Below are 16,056 nucleotides of genomic sequence, written 5' to 3'. Positions count from 1 at the left end.
TGCGCAAGCACAATCGCGCAATTGTCAGGGAGAAATCGCGATGCGGTCCGCCGAGATGATCGACCTGTGGCGCGGCGAGCTGTGCGAAAGCCGGCATGCCGGCCATGCGGTGATCTGCGATGCCCATGGCGTGGTCGAGGCCTGGGGCCGCCCGGCCGAGGTGATCTATCCCCGATCCTCCTGCAAGATGATCCAGGCGCTGCCGCTGCTCGAAAGCGGCGCCGCCGACGCGGCGGGGCTGACCGACCGGCAGCTGGCTTTGGCCTGCGCCAGCCATTCCGGCGCGGCGCTGCATGTGGAGGCCGTGGATGGCTGGCTGACGGGGCTGGGCCTGTCGGAGCCCGACCTGCGCTGCGGAACCCACATGCCCCGCGACCCGGCCGAGAACCGGCGCCTGACCTGTTCGGACAGCGCCCCCTGCCAGCTGCACAACAACTGCTCGGGCAAGCATGCGGGCTTCCTGACCTTGAACCGCCACCTGAAGGGCGGCCCCGATTATGTCGAGCCCGACCATCCGGTCCAGCAGGCCGTCAAGGCCGCCTTCGAGGAGGTCACGGGCGAGACCAGCCCCGGCTTCGGCATCGACGGCTGCTCGGCCCCGAACTGGGCCTGCACGGTGGAAGGGCTGGCGCGCGCCATGGCCCGCTTCGCCAATCCCGGTCCGGACCGGCGCGGTCAGGCCATGCGGCGACTGGTCGATGCCATGCGCAGCCATCCCGAGATGGTCGCCGGCGAGGGGCGGTCCTGCACCGGGCTCATGCGCGCCATGGGCGGGGCGGTCGCGGTCAAGACCGGGGCCGAGGCGGTCTTCGTGGCGATCCTGCCCGAGCAGGGCCTGGGCATCGCGCTGAAGATCACCGACGGCGCCACCCGCGCCAGCGAGGCCGCGATCACCGCGCTGCTGATCCATCTGGGCGTGCTGGATGCCCGGGACCCGACGGCCCAGCAGCTGCTGGACGGTCCGCTGGCGAATTGCCGGGGCCGCGTCACCGGCGCCCTGCGCCGCGCGCCGGGCTTTCCGACCTGAGGCGTCCGGTGCGGATTGTCACGAAATTGCCGCGTTTTTCTGCTTTGATGGCGTCGGGACGCGTCCCCTGTCCCTCGCCCCCGATCCGGCGCCCCTTGGCAGAGGCGGCGCCGGCCCCGGGCGTCAGATCATCTGCCAGATCAGCCGGCAGGCCAGCACGGTTGAGGTCACGACCAGCAAGGGCTTGATCAGCCGCGCCCCGATGCGCGAGGCCAGCCGCGCCCCCAGCATCGCCCCCGCGATCTGCGCCACCCCCATCGCGATCCCCAAGGCCCAGAGCGGCTGGCCCACCAGCGCGAAGGCCCCCAGCCCGCCCAGATTCGAGGCGAAGTTCAGAAGCTTGGTATGGGCGGTGGCCTTCAGCACGCCATAGCCCGCCAGGGTCACGAAGCCGATCATGTAGAAGGCCCCCGCACCCGGTCCGATCAGCCCGTCATAGAAGGCCACGAGGGGCACCACCGTCAGCGCGAAGACCGCCGCCGTCAGGCGCCGCGTGCGGTCAAGATCGTCCAGCCCCGGCTTGAAGGCGAAGAACAGCGCGATCCCGATCAGGATCACCGGCAGGATCAGGCGCAGCCCTTCGGTCGGAAGCGCGCTGACCAGCGCCGCCCCCCCGGCCCCCGCCGCCGCGGCGATCAGCGCCGACCGCCATTGGCTGCGCAGGTCCACCAGCCCCCGCGCCGCATAGCTGAGCGCTGCGGTGCCCGCGCCGAAGACGCCCTGCACCTTGTTCGTGGCCAGCGCCTGCGCAGGCGGCAGGCCCGCCAGCATCAGCACCGGCACGGTGATCAGTCCGCCGCCCCCGGCGATGGCATCCACGAAGCCGGCGGCGAAGGCCGCCGCGATCAGCAGAAGGAGCAGGTCGAGGCTCAGGTCGATCATGGCGGGGCGTGGTCCTGGTGGCGGGGGCGGAGGCGGGGGTTTCACACCCCCGCACCCCCGTGGGATATTTGCGCCAAGGCGAAAGGGCGGCGGAGTCAGGGCCAGGGTCAGGGGGTGACGAAATCCTCGGCCGCATAGCCCTGAAGATAGAGGAGCGCGGTCAGGTCGCCGTGGTTGATGCGGACATGGGCCTGCGCCGCGACGACGGGCTTGGCATGGAGCGCCACGCCCGTGCCGGCCAGCTGGATCATGCCCAGGTCATTGGCCCCGTCGCCCACCGCGATGGCATTCTGGGGCGTGGTGCCAAGGCGGGCGGCGATCTGGGTCAGGGCCTCGATCTTGGCCTCGCGCCCCAGGATCGGCAGGGCGACCTGTCCGGTCAGGGTGCCGTCTTGGGCCAGAAGCGTGTTGGCGCGTTCCTCGTCGAAGCCCAGCTGAAGGGCGACGGCTTGCGTGAAGGCCGTGAACCCGCCCGAGACCAGCGCGGTATAGGCGCCGAAGGCCCGCATCGTGGCGACCAGCTGCGCGCCGCCCGGTGCCAGGGTGATGCGCTGTTCGAGGACCTGGGTGATCGCCGCTTCGGGCAGGCCGGCCAGCAAGCCCACGCGTTCGATCAGGGCCTGGTTGAAATCCAGCTCTCCGTTCATGGCCCGGGCGGTGATGTCGGCCACGCGGGGGCCGACGCCGGCGAAATCGGCCAGCTCGTCGATACATTCCTGCCCGATCATCGTCGAATCCATGTCGGCGATCAGGATGCGCTTGCGCCGGCCTTCGGCGGGCTGGATCGCCAGGTCGATGCCGATGGTCTGCAGGTCGGCCCAGACAGTGTCGGCACCCTCGGGGGCGCGGGCGATGTCGAACTCGGCCGCGATGCCGTGGGCCAGCCAGCGCGGGATGTCGCCGCCCCACCGATCGGACAGGCCGCCGGGCAGATCGGCGTCCAGATTGGCGGCGTCCGGATGGGCGATCAGCGAGACGGTGAACATGGCGGAGGCGTCCTTCTTGCGGCTGATCCCGGGTGTAGGCCAAAGCCTTTGCCGGCACCAGAGAGGGCAATGCAGGCCGTGCGGGGCGGGAGGCGGATCCCGGGGGCGCGGCGCTTTCCGTCACGGAGAGACTCCAGCCCGTTAAGACACCGTAAACACTGTTGTGGTAGACGCGGGCAGGCGGGCGGTCAGGATTGCGGTCGGCATCATCGCCGCCTTTCCCGAACGGATCGCCGCCATCACGGCAGCAGACCGAGGACATCATGTTCGACATCCAGACCGAGGCGTTCCTGCGCCGCGACCCATCCCAGAACCGGACCACCCGGACCACCCGGACCACCCGGACCACCTTGTTACGGCCCACCGCAAACGGCGCCAGCCTGATCCTGTGGGTCACGGTGGTGCTGGTCGTCTTCTGAGCGTCGGGCCGTGACGGCATGAGGCGTGGCCTGCGGTCGACTTCGGCAGGGCAAGAGGGCGAGATGCCCGTCGGGGGCGGACCCTGCGGCGTGAGCCCCGAAGCTTATTCCGTGGGCGGGGGCTCGATCGGGTCGAAGGCGCCGACCGAGATGCCCAGCAGCAGCCAGCGTCGACCCTCCTGACCGAAGACCAGATCGAAGCTGACATGGCGCGGCTGCAGCGGCACATAGCCGGTCAGGCGCAGCTCTTGCCCGCTTTGGCTCAGGTCGCTTTGCAGGATCACCGGGTCGACGACCATCGCCTGCAGCAGGTCCAGCCGCTCGGTCCGCAGCGTGGTGAACAGCCCGGCCAGCCGCGTGGGATCGTTGGCCAGCGCGAATTCAGGCGCGGCATGGTCGCGCAGCACGGTGTAATTGCCGGTCCAGTTGCCGTGATTGACCGCCGCCAGCACGTCGCGGATCAGGGCGGTGGCGTAGCTGGGCTCGACCAGCGGGACCGCATCAGTGGGGGGCGCCGTGTCAGGCGTCTCTTGCGCCTGTACGCCGGCCCCGATCAGGGCCAGCGACAGGGCAAAAGCCCGGGACAGGGCGTGCGGCCCCGTCCCGGACAGAAGTTTGGCGCAGGTCACCACGCGTAGGTCACGCCGATGCGGCCGCCGACCTGATTGCGGTCGACGCCATAGGTGATGCCCGCGTCGAACTGGGTGTTGGCATTGAAGCGATAGCCCATCGAGGCCGCCAGCGCGGTCGATCCGTCGAAGGCGCCCAGGCTGGTCGAGACCGCATAGGTCTTGTCCTCGGGGACATAGGGGGTGTTCAGCGCCATCGCCATGGCGATGCCCTCGCGGTTGTCCGCGACCTGGCTGCCAAGCGAGCGGACCCGCCCGTCCAGCGAGGACATGGTCGCCCCGATCGAGCGGTCGACGGCCAGGTTGCCCGCCGCATCCGAGGTCACCACGCCGACGGGCACGCCTTGTGCGGCGCGGCTGGCATCCGAGGCGATGCCCGCGGCGCGATAGGTGTTCGCGCCGTTGCCCAGCACGAACTCGTTCGCGCGCGTCGCCGTGGCCCCGTCCCCGATGGCGACCGAATTGTCGGCGCTGGCCACGGCCTCGTTGCCGATGGCGATGGCGCCCGAGCCCATGGCCATCGCGGCCTCGCCTACTGCGGTCGAGCGCACGCCGGTCGCGGCGGCCAGATGGCCGAAGGCCTGCGCGCGTTCCGCCGTGGCGCGGGACTGCCAGCCGATGGCCGTCGCGCCCGCACCCTGCGCGATGCTTTCGCCACCAAGCGCGGTGGTCGAGGTGCCCTCCGCGATCGCGGTGTCGCCCAAGGCCAGCGCGTCGATGCCGTCCGCGATGCTCTCGTTGCCGATGGCGGTCGAGAAGTCGCTGACCGCATCGGCGTTCTCACCGACCGCCAGCGAGCGGATGCCCTGTGCGGTGGCCAGGTGGCCGATGGCCTGCGCGCGTTCCGCCGTGGCCATGGACTGCCAGCCGATCGCGCTGGCCCCCGCGCCCATCGCGACCGATTCGCCGCCAAGCGCGGTGGTCGAGGTGCCGTCCGCGATCGCGGTATCGCCCAAGGCCAGCGCGTCGATGCCGTCCGCGATGCTCTCGTTGCCGATGGCGGTCGAGAGGTCGCTGACCGCATCGGCATTCTCGCCGATGGCCATGGACCGGATGCCCTGCGCGGTCGCCAGATGGCCGAAGGCCTGCGCGCGTTCGGCGGTGGCCTGCGCCTGCCAGCCGATGGCGCTGGCGCCCGGGCCGGTGGCCACGGATTCGCCGCCGACGGCGGTGGTCGAGGGGCCGGTGGCCGCAGCGGTGTCGCCGATGGCCAGCGCGTCGATGCCATCGGCAATCGTTTCATTGCCGATGGCGGTCGAGAACTCGCTGACCGCATCCGCATTCTCGCCCACGGCCAGCGAGCGTTCGCCCTGCGCGGTGGCCAGATGGCCGATGGCCTGTGCGCGCTCGGCGGTGGCCTCGGCCTGCCAGCCGATGGCGCTGGCGCCCGGGCCGGTCGCGACCGTCTCGCCGCCGATGGCGGTGGTCGAGGGGCCGGTCACGATCGCCTCGGAGCCGATGGCCACGCCGTCGATGGCGCTCGCGTCGGTGGTGGCGCCGTCGCCCACGGCCACCGAGAAATCGCCGTCGGCGGTGGTGTTCACGCCGCATTCGGTCGAGTTGGCACCGGCGCCCACGTTGCAGGGGGCGGTCTCGTCGGCGCGCACCAGCGCGGTCGTCGACAGCAGGGCGGCGAAGGCTGCGCCGGACACCAGGGCGGCGCGGGACAGCGGGCGTGTGCTGCGGGTCATGGGGTTCTCCTCATCCGTTGGACAGGGGCCTTTTGCGGGCCTCCTGATCGGGGGACTCGCGTCCCGGGCGAACGGATGCAGGATCGCGGCATTTTTTTTCGTCGGAGCGTCAGGCGGGCTGCCAGGGGCGCAGTTCGGCCTGCATCCAGGTGCCATGGGCGGCATTGGGAAAGACGATCCAGTCCTGGCCGAAGCGGTCGGCATGGTCGGTGGCCAGACGGTGCTGATCCTCCAGCGCGGCGCCCGCATAGGCGCCATGGAAATCGTGCAGCGTGTCGCCCAGCTGCAGGATGACCCGATGATCGCGCTCCACCTGCGCGCGGCGTTCCGCCTTGGGCGGGCCGAACAGCAGCACCCGGTCGGCATGGACCTGCGGCAGGCCCAAGCGCGACAGGGTGGCGATGGTGGCCAGCTTGTTCTCCTCGAACCGGTCCGAGACGTAGAAGATCGTGACGCCCAGGCTGTCGGCCAGATGGAAGAAGTCCGCCGCGCCGGGAATCAGATGCGGGTCGCCCTCGCGTTCCCACAGCTTCCAGGTGTCGTGGTTCTGGAACATCCCCTCGTGGCCCATCGCCATCGCCATGACGGCGCTGTTGTCCAGGATCGTCTCGTCGATGTCGCTGAGGACGGCCAGACCGGCGCCGCCGCCCGCCTGATCCACCGCCGCCCGCAGCCGCAGGGTCGCCAGCATGTAGCATTGCCGCTGCAACGCGCGCACCTCGGCCGAGGCCTGCTGGTAGCGCACGGCGATGGCATGGTCATGGGGGATGCGGGTGGCGGTCATGGGTCGGTCCTTGTCATCGCGCGCGGCCCTTGGCTTAGGCCGGGCGCGGGCCGGGGTCAAACCGGCGGGTCCGCGTCAGGCCGCCGCAGGGGCGGCGATCCGCACGGGCGCCTCGCGCACCGGCAGGTGGATCAGCGCGCTGAAGGCGCCCACCCCTACGCCGATCCACCAGACCAGCAGGTAATCGCCCGAGGCGTCGTACAGCCAGCCGCCCAGCCAGACCCCCATGAAGGATCCGATCTGGTGCGACAGGAAGACGAAGCCGTAGAGCGTCCCCATGTAGCGCAGCCCGTAGATATAGGCGACCAGCCCCGAGGTCAGCGGCACCGTGGCCAGCCACAGCGCGCCCATGACCAGCGAGAAGACGATGACCGTGCCGGGCGTGATCGGCGTCAGGATGAAGGCGGCGGCGGCGATGGTGCGCAGCGTGTAGATGCCCGCCAGCAGGTACTTCTTGGTATAGCGCTTGCCCAGATATCCCGCCAGGATCGCGCCGCCGATATTGGCCAGACCGATCAGCGAAATGGCGACCGCGCCAAGCGCCGAGGTCGTGGTGATCCCCAGCCCCGCCAGCATTCCCGCAGGGTCGATGGGGCCGCACATCTCGGTGATCATCGCCGGGAAATGCGCGGTGATGAAGCCAAGCTGGTAGCCGCAGGAAAAGAAGCCCGCAAAGATCATCATGAAGCTTGGATCGCGAAAGGCGCGGTTCAGCACCGTGCCCAGGCTTTCCTCCAGTTCGCTGCGGGTGGCGGGCTTCCCGTCGCCCAGAAGCGGCAGGAACAGCATCGTGGCCAGCACGATGACGCCGAAGATGATGAAGACCGACTGCCAGGCATAGAAGGCCAGCAGGATCTCGGCCAAAGGCGCGCCGAAGACCTGCCCCGCCGATCCGGCGGCGGTGGCGATGCCAAGCGCCAGGCTGCGATTCTCGTCGCTGGCTGCCCGGCCCACCACGGCCAGGATGACCCCGAAGCCGGTGCCCGCGATGCCGAAGCCCACCACGATCTCCAGCAGCTGCACCCCGGCGGGGGTGGTGGCGAAGGCCGTCAGGATCAGCCCGGCGCTGTAGAGGATCGCGCCCAGGATGATCGCCCACCGATCACCCCACCGCTCGGCCAGGGCGCCGAAGATCGGCTGGCCCACGCCCCAAGCGAGGTTCTGGATGGCGATCGCCAGGCTGAACTCGGCCCGCGGCCAGCCGAAATCCTCGGCGATGGGGATCTGGAACACGCCGAAGCTGGCCCGCAGCGCGAAGTTGATCAAGAGGATCAGCGAGCCGCCGATCAGGACCGGCGTGAAGATGCGGGCATTGGACATGGGCGAAACCTTATGACGGTTTCGCAGCGTTGCCCCCGGTCGGGGACAACGTCAATCACGCAATTGTGGGAACGCAATCTGCCGGGCAGATGCGCCTCAGCGGCGCCCCATCTCGGACTGGATCGAGAATCGCGACGAGGGGATGGACCCGCCCTTGGCCATCTCGCCCAGGATCACCGTGGTCTTCTGGCCGCTGTCATCGGTGACGACCCATTGGCGCAGTTCGGTGGGCGCGGTGAAGACCATCGCGATATTGCCGTTCTGCGGGCGCTGCGGATCCTGCGCGGTGACGACGGTGGCGTTGTTCTGCTCGCTATGGCCGGTGACCATGCCCTGACGGCCCAGATCGACATTCGCATCCAGGATGATCGACAGCGGCGTCTGCGACAGCGGGTATTGCTGCGGCCCGCTGTTCGACTTGCCATCGAAGACGGCGACGTTGCCGCCCGAGGCCAGCACCAGCGTCGGGTCGTTGTTGTATTCGAAGCGCACCCGGCCGGGGCGCTGGATATAGACCGTGCCGGTGGACACCGTGCCGTCGGGATTGATCTGCGTGAATTCGGAGGTGACCGTGGTGAGGCTGTTGAGATAGCGAGATATCTCATTCAGCGAGATGCGTTCTGCCAAGGCCGGAAAGGCCATGGCGACGAGAAGGGCGGGCGCGAGGGCGAGGGTGCGTATGTTCATGGCCTCGATCATATCCCAACGCCTGCGCGATGCACATCACGTCTGGCGGATGGACGATGAGGCAGTAATCGCGGCCCCGTGACGGTTCCGCATCATTTGTTTCAATGCAGGCGCCTTGTCGGGAACACAAACGGAACATATCTTGCCCATATGGCACAGCGCACCCTCGACCAGAAACTGGCGATCCTGTCGGACGCGGCGAAATACGACGCCTCCTGCGCGTCCAGCGGGACGACGCGGCGCGATTCGCGCTCGGGCGGGATCGGATCGGCGGGCGGTTCGGGGATCTGCCACGCCTATACGCCGGATGGGCGCTGCATCAGCCTCTTGAAGATCCTGATGACGAACTTCTGCATCTATGACTGCGCCTATTGCATCAACCGCGTCAGCAGCAACGTGGAACGCGCCCGGTTCTCGCCCGAAGAGGTCGTCAAGCTGACGCTGGAATTCTATCGCCGCAACATGATCGAGGGGCTGTTCCTGTCCTCGGGCATCATCCGCAGCCCCGATCAGACCATGGGCGACATGGTCCGGATCGCGCGGATGCTGCGGATCGAGCATGGCTTCAAGGGCTACATCCATCTGAAGACCATCCCCGACGCCTCGCCCGATCTGGTCGCGCAGGCGGGCCTGTTCGCGGACCGCCTGTCGGTGAATGTCGAGCTGCCCCAGGATGCCAGCCTGCGCCAGCTGGCCCCCGAAAAGCGGCCCGAGACGATCCGCGCCGCCATGGCCGATGTCCGCTTGGGCCGCGAGGCCGCCAAGGACCGCAGCCATACCGGCAAGCGCCCGCCCCGCTTCGCCCCCGCGGGCCAGTCCACGCAGATGATCATCGGCGCGGATGCGGCCACCGACCGCGACATCCTGACGACCTCGGCCAATCTCTATTCCGGCTATCTGCTGAAGCGGGTCTATTACTCGGCCTTCTCGCCCATTCCCGACGCCTCCGCCGCGCTGCCGCTGATCAAGCCGCCCCTGATGCGCGAGCATCGCCTGTATCAGGCCGACTGGCTGATGCGCTTCTACGGCTTCGACGCGGACGAGATCGGCGCGGCCCACCCCTCGGGCAACCTGGATCTGGCCATCGACCCCAAGCTGGCCTGGGCGCTAGCCAACCGGGCGCAGTTCCCCGTCGACGTGGCCCAGGCCCCGCGCGAGATGCTGCTGCGCGTGCCGGGCTTCGGCACCAAGACGGTCACCCGCATCCTGGCCGCGCGCCGCAACGGGGCGCTGCGCTACGCCGACCTGCTGCGCATGGGCGCGATCATGTCCAAGGCGCAGCCCTTCGTGACCCTGCCCGACTGGACCCCCGGCGCGCTGACCGACAGCGCGGGCCTGCGCGCCCGCTATGCGCCGCCGCCCGAACAGCTGTCCCTGTTCTGATGATCCGCGTCCCGCTGCCGCGCTTCGGCCGCTTCGACGCCTGGCGCGCGGCGGCCCGCGACCTGGCCTCCGCCCGCATCCCCCCCGAGGAGGTGACCTGGGCCGATCCCGACACGCCCCCCGATCTCTTCGGCGCCGACCCCCTGCCGCCGCCCGGCAATCACCCGGTCACCGCCACGCAGGACTTCCTGCAACTGGCCCGCCAGGTCGCCAGCCATTCCGACCCGGAACGCTGGTCGCTGCTCTACGCCGCACTGATCCGGGCGCAGTCCGATCGGCGCTACCTGAGCAACCCCGCCGATCCGATGCTGGACCGGCTGACGCGGCTGGCCAAGTCGGTGCGCCGCGACATCCACAAGATGCACGCCTTCGTCCGCTTCCACGAACTGCCCTCGGACGGCCCCCGCCGCAGCTTCGGCGCCTGGTTTGAACCCGAACACCCGATCCTCGAGGCCGGCACGCCGTTCTTCGCCAAGCGCTTCGCCGACATGGACTGGCTGATCGCCACGCCCGAGGGGACCGCCCGCTTCACCGGCGCGGGCATCGCCTATGACGACCCGGCCCCGCGCCCCGACCTGCCCGACGATGCGAACCACGTCCTGTGGCAGACCTATTTCGCCAATATCTTCAACCCGGCCCGCATCAAGACCAACGCCATGCGGTCCGAGATGCCGAAGAAATACTGGAAGAACCTGCCCGAGACGCGGCTGATCCCCGAGATGCTGGCCGATGCCCCGCGCCGGGTGCAGGCCATGCGCGACGCCGGCGCCAGCGACGCCCCGGCCTTCGCGCCCAAGATCACCGCCCGCCTGCGCCAGCAGCCCGACGACAGCCTGCCCGAAACGCTGGACCAGGCCGCCTCCCGGGCCGCCCGCTGCACGCGCTGCGATCTCTGCCATGCCGCGACCCAGACCGTCTGGGGCACGGGCGCCCCCACCGCGCCCCTGATGATCGTGGGCGAGGCCCCGGGCGATCACGAGGATCTGCAGGGCAAGCCCTTCGTCGGCCCCGCAGGCCAGCTTCTGCGCCGCACCATGGCCGAGGCCGACCTGCCCGCCGACCGCGCCTGGCTGACCAATGCCGTCAAGCATTTCCGCTTCACCCCGCGCGGCAAGCGGCGGATGCACCAGACCCCCGACCGCCCCCATATCGAGCATTGCCGCTGGTGGCTGGACCTCGAACGCCGCTTCACCGCCCCGCGCCTGACCCTGGCGCTCGGCGCCACCGCGGCCTTCGCCCTGACCGGCAACCGCAAGCCGCTGACCCCCCGTCGCGGCACGATCGAGCCCGCCTTCGACGGCGGCCCGGTCCTCATCACCTGGCATCCCAGCCTGATCCTGCGCCTGCCCCCCGACCGCGCCCCCGCGGCGCTGGCGGAACTGCGCGCCGACCTGACCCGCGCCGCCGAACTCACCGCCTGATTTCATCTTGGCAGAAATATCCCCGGGGGGTGAATTGGCCGCAGGCCAAGAGGGGGGCCGGCAGCCCCCCTCTCCCCTCGCCGCCGCGCGGCGCTCAGCCGAAGACCGACCAGCCCGTGAACTCGGCCAGCCGCTCGGCGGCCAGCGTCCCCATGCGCGAATTGCCCCAGCCATCCAGCCCCGGCGACCAGATCGCGATCGAGGCCTTGCCCGGCGCGATCACCAGAAGCCCCCCGCCCACGCCGGATTTCGCGGGCATCCCCACGCGGAAGGCGAAGTTCCCCGACCCGTCATATTGCCCGCAGGTCATCATCATCGCGTTGATCCGCCGCTGCTTGACCGGCGACAGCAGCACGGGCGCGCAATCCAGCCCGGCGATCACCCGTCCGGCGCGGGCCAGCTGCACGCAGCTCATCTCGATGGCGCATTGATGGATATAGGTGCCCAGCACGTGATCGGGCGGCGCCTTCAGGTTGCCGAAGCTGCGCAGGTAATGGACCAGCGCAGTATTCCTGTGCCCGGAGCCGGCCTCGGACCGGGCCACCGCCTTGTCGATATGGATGTCGTCATCCTCGGCGGCCGCGCGCACGAAGGCCAGGATCTCGGCCAGCGCCTGCCGGGGGCTGCGCCCGGTCAGCAGCTCGTCGGTGACGACCAGCGCGCCCGCGTTGATGAAGGGATTGCGGGGGCGGCCCTTCTCCTGCTCCAGCAGCAGGATCGAATCGAAGCGGTCGCCCGAGGGCTCGCGCCCGACCCGCCGCCACAGCTGTTCGCCGATCCGGCCCAGCACGCAGGCCAAGGCAAAGACCTTGCTGACCGACTGGATCGAGAAGCGCTGGCCCGCCTGCCCCGCGGTCAGCACCTGACCGTCCGCCAAGGCGATGGCCATGCCGAACTGGGCCGGGTCGATCCGGCCCAGTTCGGGGATGTAATCGGCGACTTCGCCCCAATCGCCCTCGGCGCGGATGTCGCGGTCCAGATCCTGCAGAAACTGATCGAGCGTCATGTGATCATGCGTCATGGGGCCCCTCGGAATGCACGCCCCCTATGGCGCGAAACCGCGATCACCGCCACCCGCTAGAGCGCGCGTCCCGCCAGCAGGCGCGGCATCGGATCGACGGACAGGCCCGCCGCCTGCCGCATGAAGCCCCGGCGCAGCCCCGGCAGCGCCGTGACGATCCCCATCCCCGCGCCCCGCAGGGCCGAGATCAGCGCGTTGTCGGTCCCGAACAGCCGATTCACCCCGTCCATGCCCAAGGCCAGCGCCGTGCCGTCGAAGCGGCGCCAGCCCTGATACCGTTCCAGCACCAGCTCGCTGCCGATCTCCTCGCCGCGCCGTGCGGCCTCGACCAGCACCTCGGCCAGGGCGGCCACGTCGCGCAGGCCCAGGTTCAGCCCCTGCCCCGCCACGGGATGGACCCCATGCGCCGCATCGCCCACCAGCGCCACGCGGGGCGCGGCATAGCGTTCGGCCAGAGACAGGCTGAGCGGATAGGTGAAGCGCGGCCCGGCCCGCCGCAATCCGCCCAGGAAATCGCCGAAGCGCGGGCGCAGCACGGCCAGGAAGTCGTCATCCGACAGGGCCGCGATGGCGCCGGCATTGGCCCGCGTCTCGGACCAGACCACGCTGGAGCGGTTGCCGGGCAGCGGCAGGATCGCCAGCGGCCCGGTTGCCATGAAGTACTGATGCGCGATGCCCTCGTGCGGCAGGTCGTGGTCGATGGCCGCGACCAGCGCGGTCTGGCCGTAATCCCAGCCCTGCCGCCGGATGCCCGCGCGGGACGCCACGCCCGATCCGCGCCCGTCCGCGCCGACCAGCAGCCGCGCCTGCATCCGCCGCCCGTCCGACAGCGTGACGGTGACGCCCGCCGGGCCGGGCTCCTGGCCGGTGACCGAGATCCCGGGCAGATGCGTGACCCGGTCCGCCATCGCGGCCATCAGCGCGCGGTGCAGGAAGCGGTCCTCCAGCATGTGGCCCACCGGGCCGTCTTCGGTCTCGGCGCTGTCGAAATGCAAAAAGAACGGAGCCGCGCCGTCGCCGGGGCGGCCTTGGGACGCCTTGACCTGGCGGATGGGCTGGCTGTCGTCCGCCAGTTCCGCCCACAGGTCCAGCGCCGTCAGCAGCCGGACCGAGGCCAGGGCCAGCGCATAGGCGCGCCCGTCGAACCCCTCGCCCGAGCGGGCGGTCGCGGGGCGCGGATCGACCACCGCCACCGACAGGCCCGCGCCGGCCAGCGCCAGCGCCAAGGTCGGGCCGTTCAGCCCGCCCCCGGCAATCAGAACATCAACGTCATGTTTCATTTGCGGATCAATGCATGGGGACAAGTTGAAGGCAATGCGGCGCGGGGCCTCAGCCGTGTTCTTCGGCGGCCAGCAGCGCCGCCAGGCCGCTGCGATAGTCGGGATAGCGCAGCCGCACCCCCAGGTCGCGGGTGATGCGGTCGTTCCGGACCCGCTTGCTGTCGGCATAGAAGGACCGCGCCATGGGCGACATCTGCGCCTGGTCGAACGGCACCTCGGGCGGGACGGGCAGGCCCAGAAGCCGTGCTGCATGGGCGATCACGTCCTGCGGAGGGGCCGGGTCATCGTCGCAGACGTTGTAGATCCCGATGGGTGCGGGCGCGTCGATCGAAGCCAGCAGCACCTGCGCGATATCCTCGACATGGATGCGCGAGAAGACCTGCCCCGGCTTGATGATCCGTCGCGCGGTGCCGTCGCGGACCTTCTGGAACGGCCCGCGCCCGGGGCCATAGATCCCCGCCAGCCGGAAGATATGCAGCGGCAGGCCATGGGCGCGCGCCAGCGCGCGCCAGTCGGCCTCGGCCCGGATGCGGGCCTGGCCGCGGGCGCCCGATCCGTCCAGCTCGCTGTCCTCGTCGACCCAGCCTCCCTGCCGGTCGCCATAGACGCCGGTGGTGGACAGATAGCCCAGCCAGCGCGGCCGGGCGCGGGTCAGGTCGTTGCGAAAGGCGTGCAGCACCGGGTCGCCCTCGTCCCCCGGCGCGGTCGAGACCAGGATCGCGTCGGCATCGGGGATGGCGGCGCGCACCGCGTCCTCCTGGCCGGGCCAGATCAGGGGGGTGGCGCCGCAGGCCGCCACGCGGTCCGCGTCGCTGCGGGTGGTGCCGGTGACCTGCCAGCCCCGCGCGGTCAGCAGGGGCGTCAGATAGCCGGCGGAATAGCCATGGCCGAATACGAGCATCTTCATGACCACACCGTAACGGCGCGCGACGGGCGGCGCCAGATGCTTGCCTGCCGGGCAGCCTGCTGGCAGGGTCAGGGCAACCGGAAGGACCAGACCAGATGACCCCAGATTCCCGCTTTCTGCCCGTCAGCAGCCCGCAGCCCCAGCCCCGCCGCGACTTCACCGACGCGGCCCAGGCCGTGGACCATCTGCAGGCGCTTTATGCTCAGGCGACGGGATTCCTGCTGGACCATTTCACCGCCATCCTGAACGGCGCGGCGCCTCAGGCGCGCTATCGCGCCTTCTATCCCGAGGTGCGGCTGGTCGTGCCCACGCATGGCAAGATCGACAGCCGCCTGTCCTTCGGCCATGTCGTGGCGCCGGGCGTCTATGCGGCGACGATCACCCGGCCCGATCTTTTCGGCAGCTATCTGGTCGAGCAGCTGGGCCTCTTGGTCAAGAATCACGGCGTCCCGGTCAGCATCGGCCCCTCGGACACGCCGATGCCCGTCCATTTCGCCGTCGCCGCGCAAAGCGATCTGGCCGTCCCGCAGGAGGGCGTGCTGGATTTCAGCCTGCGCGACGTCTTCGACGTGCCCGACCTGAACACCATGAACGACGACATCGTCAACGGGGTGGCCGGGCCCATGCCCGATGGCAGCCAGCATCTGGCGGCCTTCACCGCGCAGCGCGTCGACTATTCGCTGGCACGGCTGGCCCATTACACCGCCACCGCGCCCGAGCATTTCCAGAACTTCGTGCTGTTCACCAACTACCAGTTCTATGTCGACGAGTTCGAGGCCTTCGCGCGCCGTGCCCTGTCGGACCCCTCCCTAGGCTATACCGGCTTCGTCGCGCCGGGAAACCAGCAGATCACCGACCCGCAGGGCCAGATCACGCCTCTGTCCAAGATGCCGCAGATGCCGACCTATCACCTCAAACGGGCGGGCGGGCAGGGGATCACGCTGGTCAATATCGGCGTGGGCCCGTCCAACGCCAAGACCGCCACCGACCACATCGCGGTGCTGCGCCCGCATGTCTGGCTGATGGTCGGCCATTGCGCGGGTCTCAGGAACAGCCAGTCGCTTGGCGATTTCGTGCTGGCTCATGCCTATCTGCGCGAGGATCACGTGCTGGACGACGACCTGCCGGTGTGGGTGCCGATCCCCGCTTTGGCCGAGGTACAGGTCGCCCTGCAGCAGGCCGTGGCCGAGGTCACGCAGCTGGACGGCTACGAGCTGAAGCGCATCATGCGCACCGGCACCGTCGCCACCATCGACAACCGCAACTGGGAGTTGCGCGACCAGTCCGGGCCGGTCCACCGCCTGTCGCTGTCGCGGGCCGTGGCGCTGGACATGGAAAGCGCGACCATCGCCGCCAACGGCTTCCGGTTCCGGGTGCCCTATGGCACGCTTCTGTGCGTCAGCGACAAGCCCCTGCACGGAGAGCTGAAGCTGCCCGGCATGGCCACCGATTTCTACCGCACCCAGGTCGCCAACCACCTGCTGATCGGCATAAGGGCGATGGAGAAGCTGCGCGAGATGCCGCTGGAGCGGATTCATTCCCGCAAGCTGCGATCCTTCACCGAGACGGCATTTCTCTGACGTGGCGACAAAACGCCAGCAAATGCAGGTTTTCGCGCG

Annotated in this window: 15 protein-coding genes; 5 read left to right on the top strand and 10 right to left on the bottom strand. The window is 69.7% G+C overall.

Annotated features, from left to right (window positions below; all coding sequences use genetic code 11):
• The first annotated feature begins 40 nt into the window (after positions 1 to 40).
• Complete coding sequence (locus tag FA743_RS08460; protein WP_136885540.1) at positions 41 to 1,027, top strand: asparaginase; 987 nt, start codon at positions 41 to 43, stop codon at positions 1,025 to 1,027.
• 123 nt (positions 1,028 to 1,150) lie between these two features.
• Here FA743_RS08460 and FA743_RS08455 read toward each other — a convergent pair whose 3' ends face one another.
• Together FA743_RS08455 and serB are read right to left on the bottom strand one after the other, a co-directional pair.
• Positions 1,151 to 1,909 (bottom strand): TSUP family transporter, encoded by a 759-nt coding sequence (locus tag FA743_RS08455; RefSeq protein ID WP_136885538.1) that lies wholly within the window; start codon positions 1,907 to 1,909, stop codon positions 1,151 to 1,153.
• 107 nt (positions 1,910 to 2,016) lie between these two features.
• Positions 2,017 to 2,895: a phosphoserine phosphatase SerB gene (gene serB, locus FA743_RS08450; protein ID WP_136885537.1), complete on the bottom strand. Its 879-nt coding sequence runs from the start codon at positions 2,893 to 2,895 to the stop codon at positions 2,017 to 2,019.
• Between the two features lie 263 nt (positions 2,896 to 3,158).
• Here serB and FA743_RS20265 point away from each other — a divergent pair, with 263 nt between their 5' ends.
• Positions 3,159 to 3,314: a hypothetical protein gene (locus FA743_RS20265; RefSeq protein ID WP_169308817.1), complete on the top strand. Its 156-nt coding sequence runs from the start codon at positions 3,159 to 3,161 to the stop codon at positions 3,312 to 3,314.
• Between the two features lie 104 nt (positions 3,315 to 3,418).
• Here the strand turns inward: FA743_RS20265 and FA743_RS08445 are convergent, their stop codons facing one another.
• The 5 genes from FA743_RS08445 to FA743_RS08425 all read right to left on the bottom strand — a co-directional run bounded on the left by FA743_RS08445 (position 3,419) and on the right by FA743_RS08425 (position 8,425).
• Positions 3,419 to 3,943, bottom strand: a complete 525-nt coding sequence (locus FA743_RS08445; protein ID WP_136885535.1) for a hypothetical protein — start codon at positions 3,941 to 3,943, stop codon at positions 3,419 to 3,421.
• Positions 3,940 to 5,634: a YadA-like family protein gene (locus tag FA743_RS08440; protein WP_136885533.1), complete on the bottom strand. Its 1,695-nt coding sequence runs from the start codon at positions 5,632 to 5,634 to the stop codon at positions 3,940 to 3,942. The genes FA743_RS08445 and FA743_RS08440 overlap by 4 nt, the downstream gene beginning before the upstream one ends.
• 109 nt (positions 5,635 to 5,743) lie before the next feature.
• The gene (locus FA743_RS08435) at positions 5,744 to 6,418 is read right to left on the bottom strand and encodes a 5'-nucleotidase, lipoprotein e(P4) family (protein WP_136885531.1); all 675 of its coding nucleotides are present in this window, start codon (positions 6,416 to 6,418) and stop codon (positions 5,744 to 5,746) included.
• Between the two features lie 75 nt (positions 6,419 to 6,493).
• Complete coding sequence (locus FA743_RS08430; protein WP_136885529.1) at positions 6,494 to 7,738, bottom strand: MFS transporter; 1,245 nt, start codon at positions 7,736 to 7,738, stop codon at positions 6,494 to 6,496.
• 96 nt (positions 7,739 to 7,834) lie between these two features.
• Positions 7,835 to 8,425 carry a LolA family protein gene (locus tag FA743_RS08425; RefSeq protein WP_136885527.1) on the bottom strand — a complete coding sequence of 197 codons (591 nt, stop codon included), beginning with the start codon at positions 8,423 to 8,425 and terminating at the stop codon, positions 7,835 to 7,837.
• Between the two features lie 150 nt (positions 8,426 to 8,575).
• Between FA743_RS08425 and FA743_RS08420 the strand changes: the two genes are divergently transcribed.
• Together FA743_RS08420 and FA743_RS08415 are read left to right on the top strand one after the other, a co-directional pair.
• A complete protein-coding gene (locus FA743_RS08420; RefSeq protein ID WP_136885525.1) occupies positions 8,576 to 9,808 on the top strand; it encodes a putative DNA modification/repair radical SAM protein in 1,233 nt (410 codons plus the stop codon).
• Positions 9,808 to 11,229 carry a UdgX family uracil-DNA binding protein gene (locus tag FA743_RS08415; RefSeq protein ID WP_136885523.1) on the top strand — a complete coding sequence of 474 codons (1,422 nt, stop codon included), beginning with the start codon at positions 9,808 to 9,810 and terminating at the stop codon, positions 11,227 to 11,229. The genes FA743_RS08420 and FA743_RS08415 overlap by 1 nt, the downstream gene beginning before the upstream one ends.
• A 94-nt stretch (positions 11,230 to 11,323) precedes the next feature.
• Here the strand turns inward: FA743_RS08415 and FA743_RS08410 are convergent, their stop codons facing one another.
• From FA743_RS08410 to FA743_RS08400, 3 genes are read right to left on the bottom strand one after another with little or no spacing between them, the layout of a single operon-like run.
• Complete coding sequence (locus FA743_RS08410; RefSeq protein ID WP_136885522.1) at positions 11,324 to 12,250, bottom strand: glutaminase; 927 nt, start codon at positions 12,248 to 12,250, stop codon at positions 11,324 to 11,326.
• 56 nt (positions 12,251 to 12,306) lie between these two features.
• Positions 12,307 to 13,530: a UbiH/UbiF/VisC/COQ6 family ubiquinone biosynthesis hydroxylase gene (locus FA743_RS08405; RefSeq protein ID WP_136885519.1), complete on the bottom strand. Its 1,224-nt coding sequence runs from the start codon at positions 13,528 to 13,530 to the stop codon at positions 12,307 to 12,309.
• Positions 13,531 to 13,579: 49 nt separating this feature from the next.
• A complete protein-coding gene (locus FA743_RS08400; protein WP_136885517.1) occupies positions 13,580 to 14,437 on the bottom strand; it encodes an SDR family oxidoreductase in 858 nt (285 codons plus the stop codon).
• Positions 14,438 to 14,532: 95 nt separating this feature from the next.
• Between FA743_RS08400 and FA743_RS08395 the strand changes: the two genes are divergently transcribed.
• On the top strand, positions 14,533 to 16,017 hold the full coding sequence (locus tag FA743_RS08395; RefSeq protein WP_136885515.1) for an AMP nucleosidase: 1,485 nt from the start codon (positions 14,533 to 14,535) through the stop codon (positions 16,015 to 16,017).
• The last annotated feature ends 39 nt before the right edge of the window (positions 16,018 to 16,056 follow it).

It is taken from the genome of Paracoccus gahaiensis, assembly GCF_005048225.1.
Classification (GTDB): domain Bacteria; phylum Pseudomonadota; class Alphaproteobacteria; order Rhodobacterales; family Rhodobacteraceae; genus Paracoccus; species Paracoccus gahaiensis.
The sequence above is the reverse complement of the archived record's forward strand: the minus strand, read 5'-3'. Positions and strand labels throughout refer to the sequence as shown.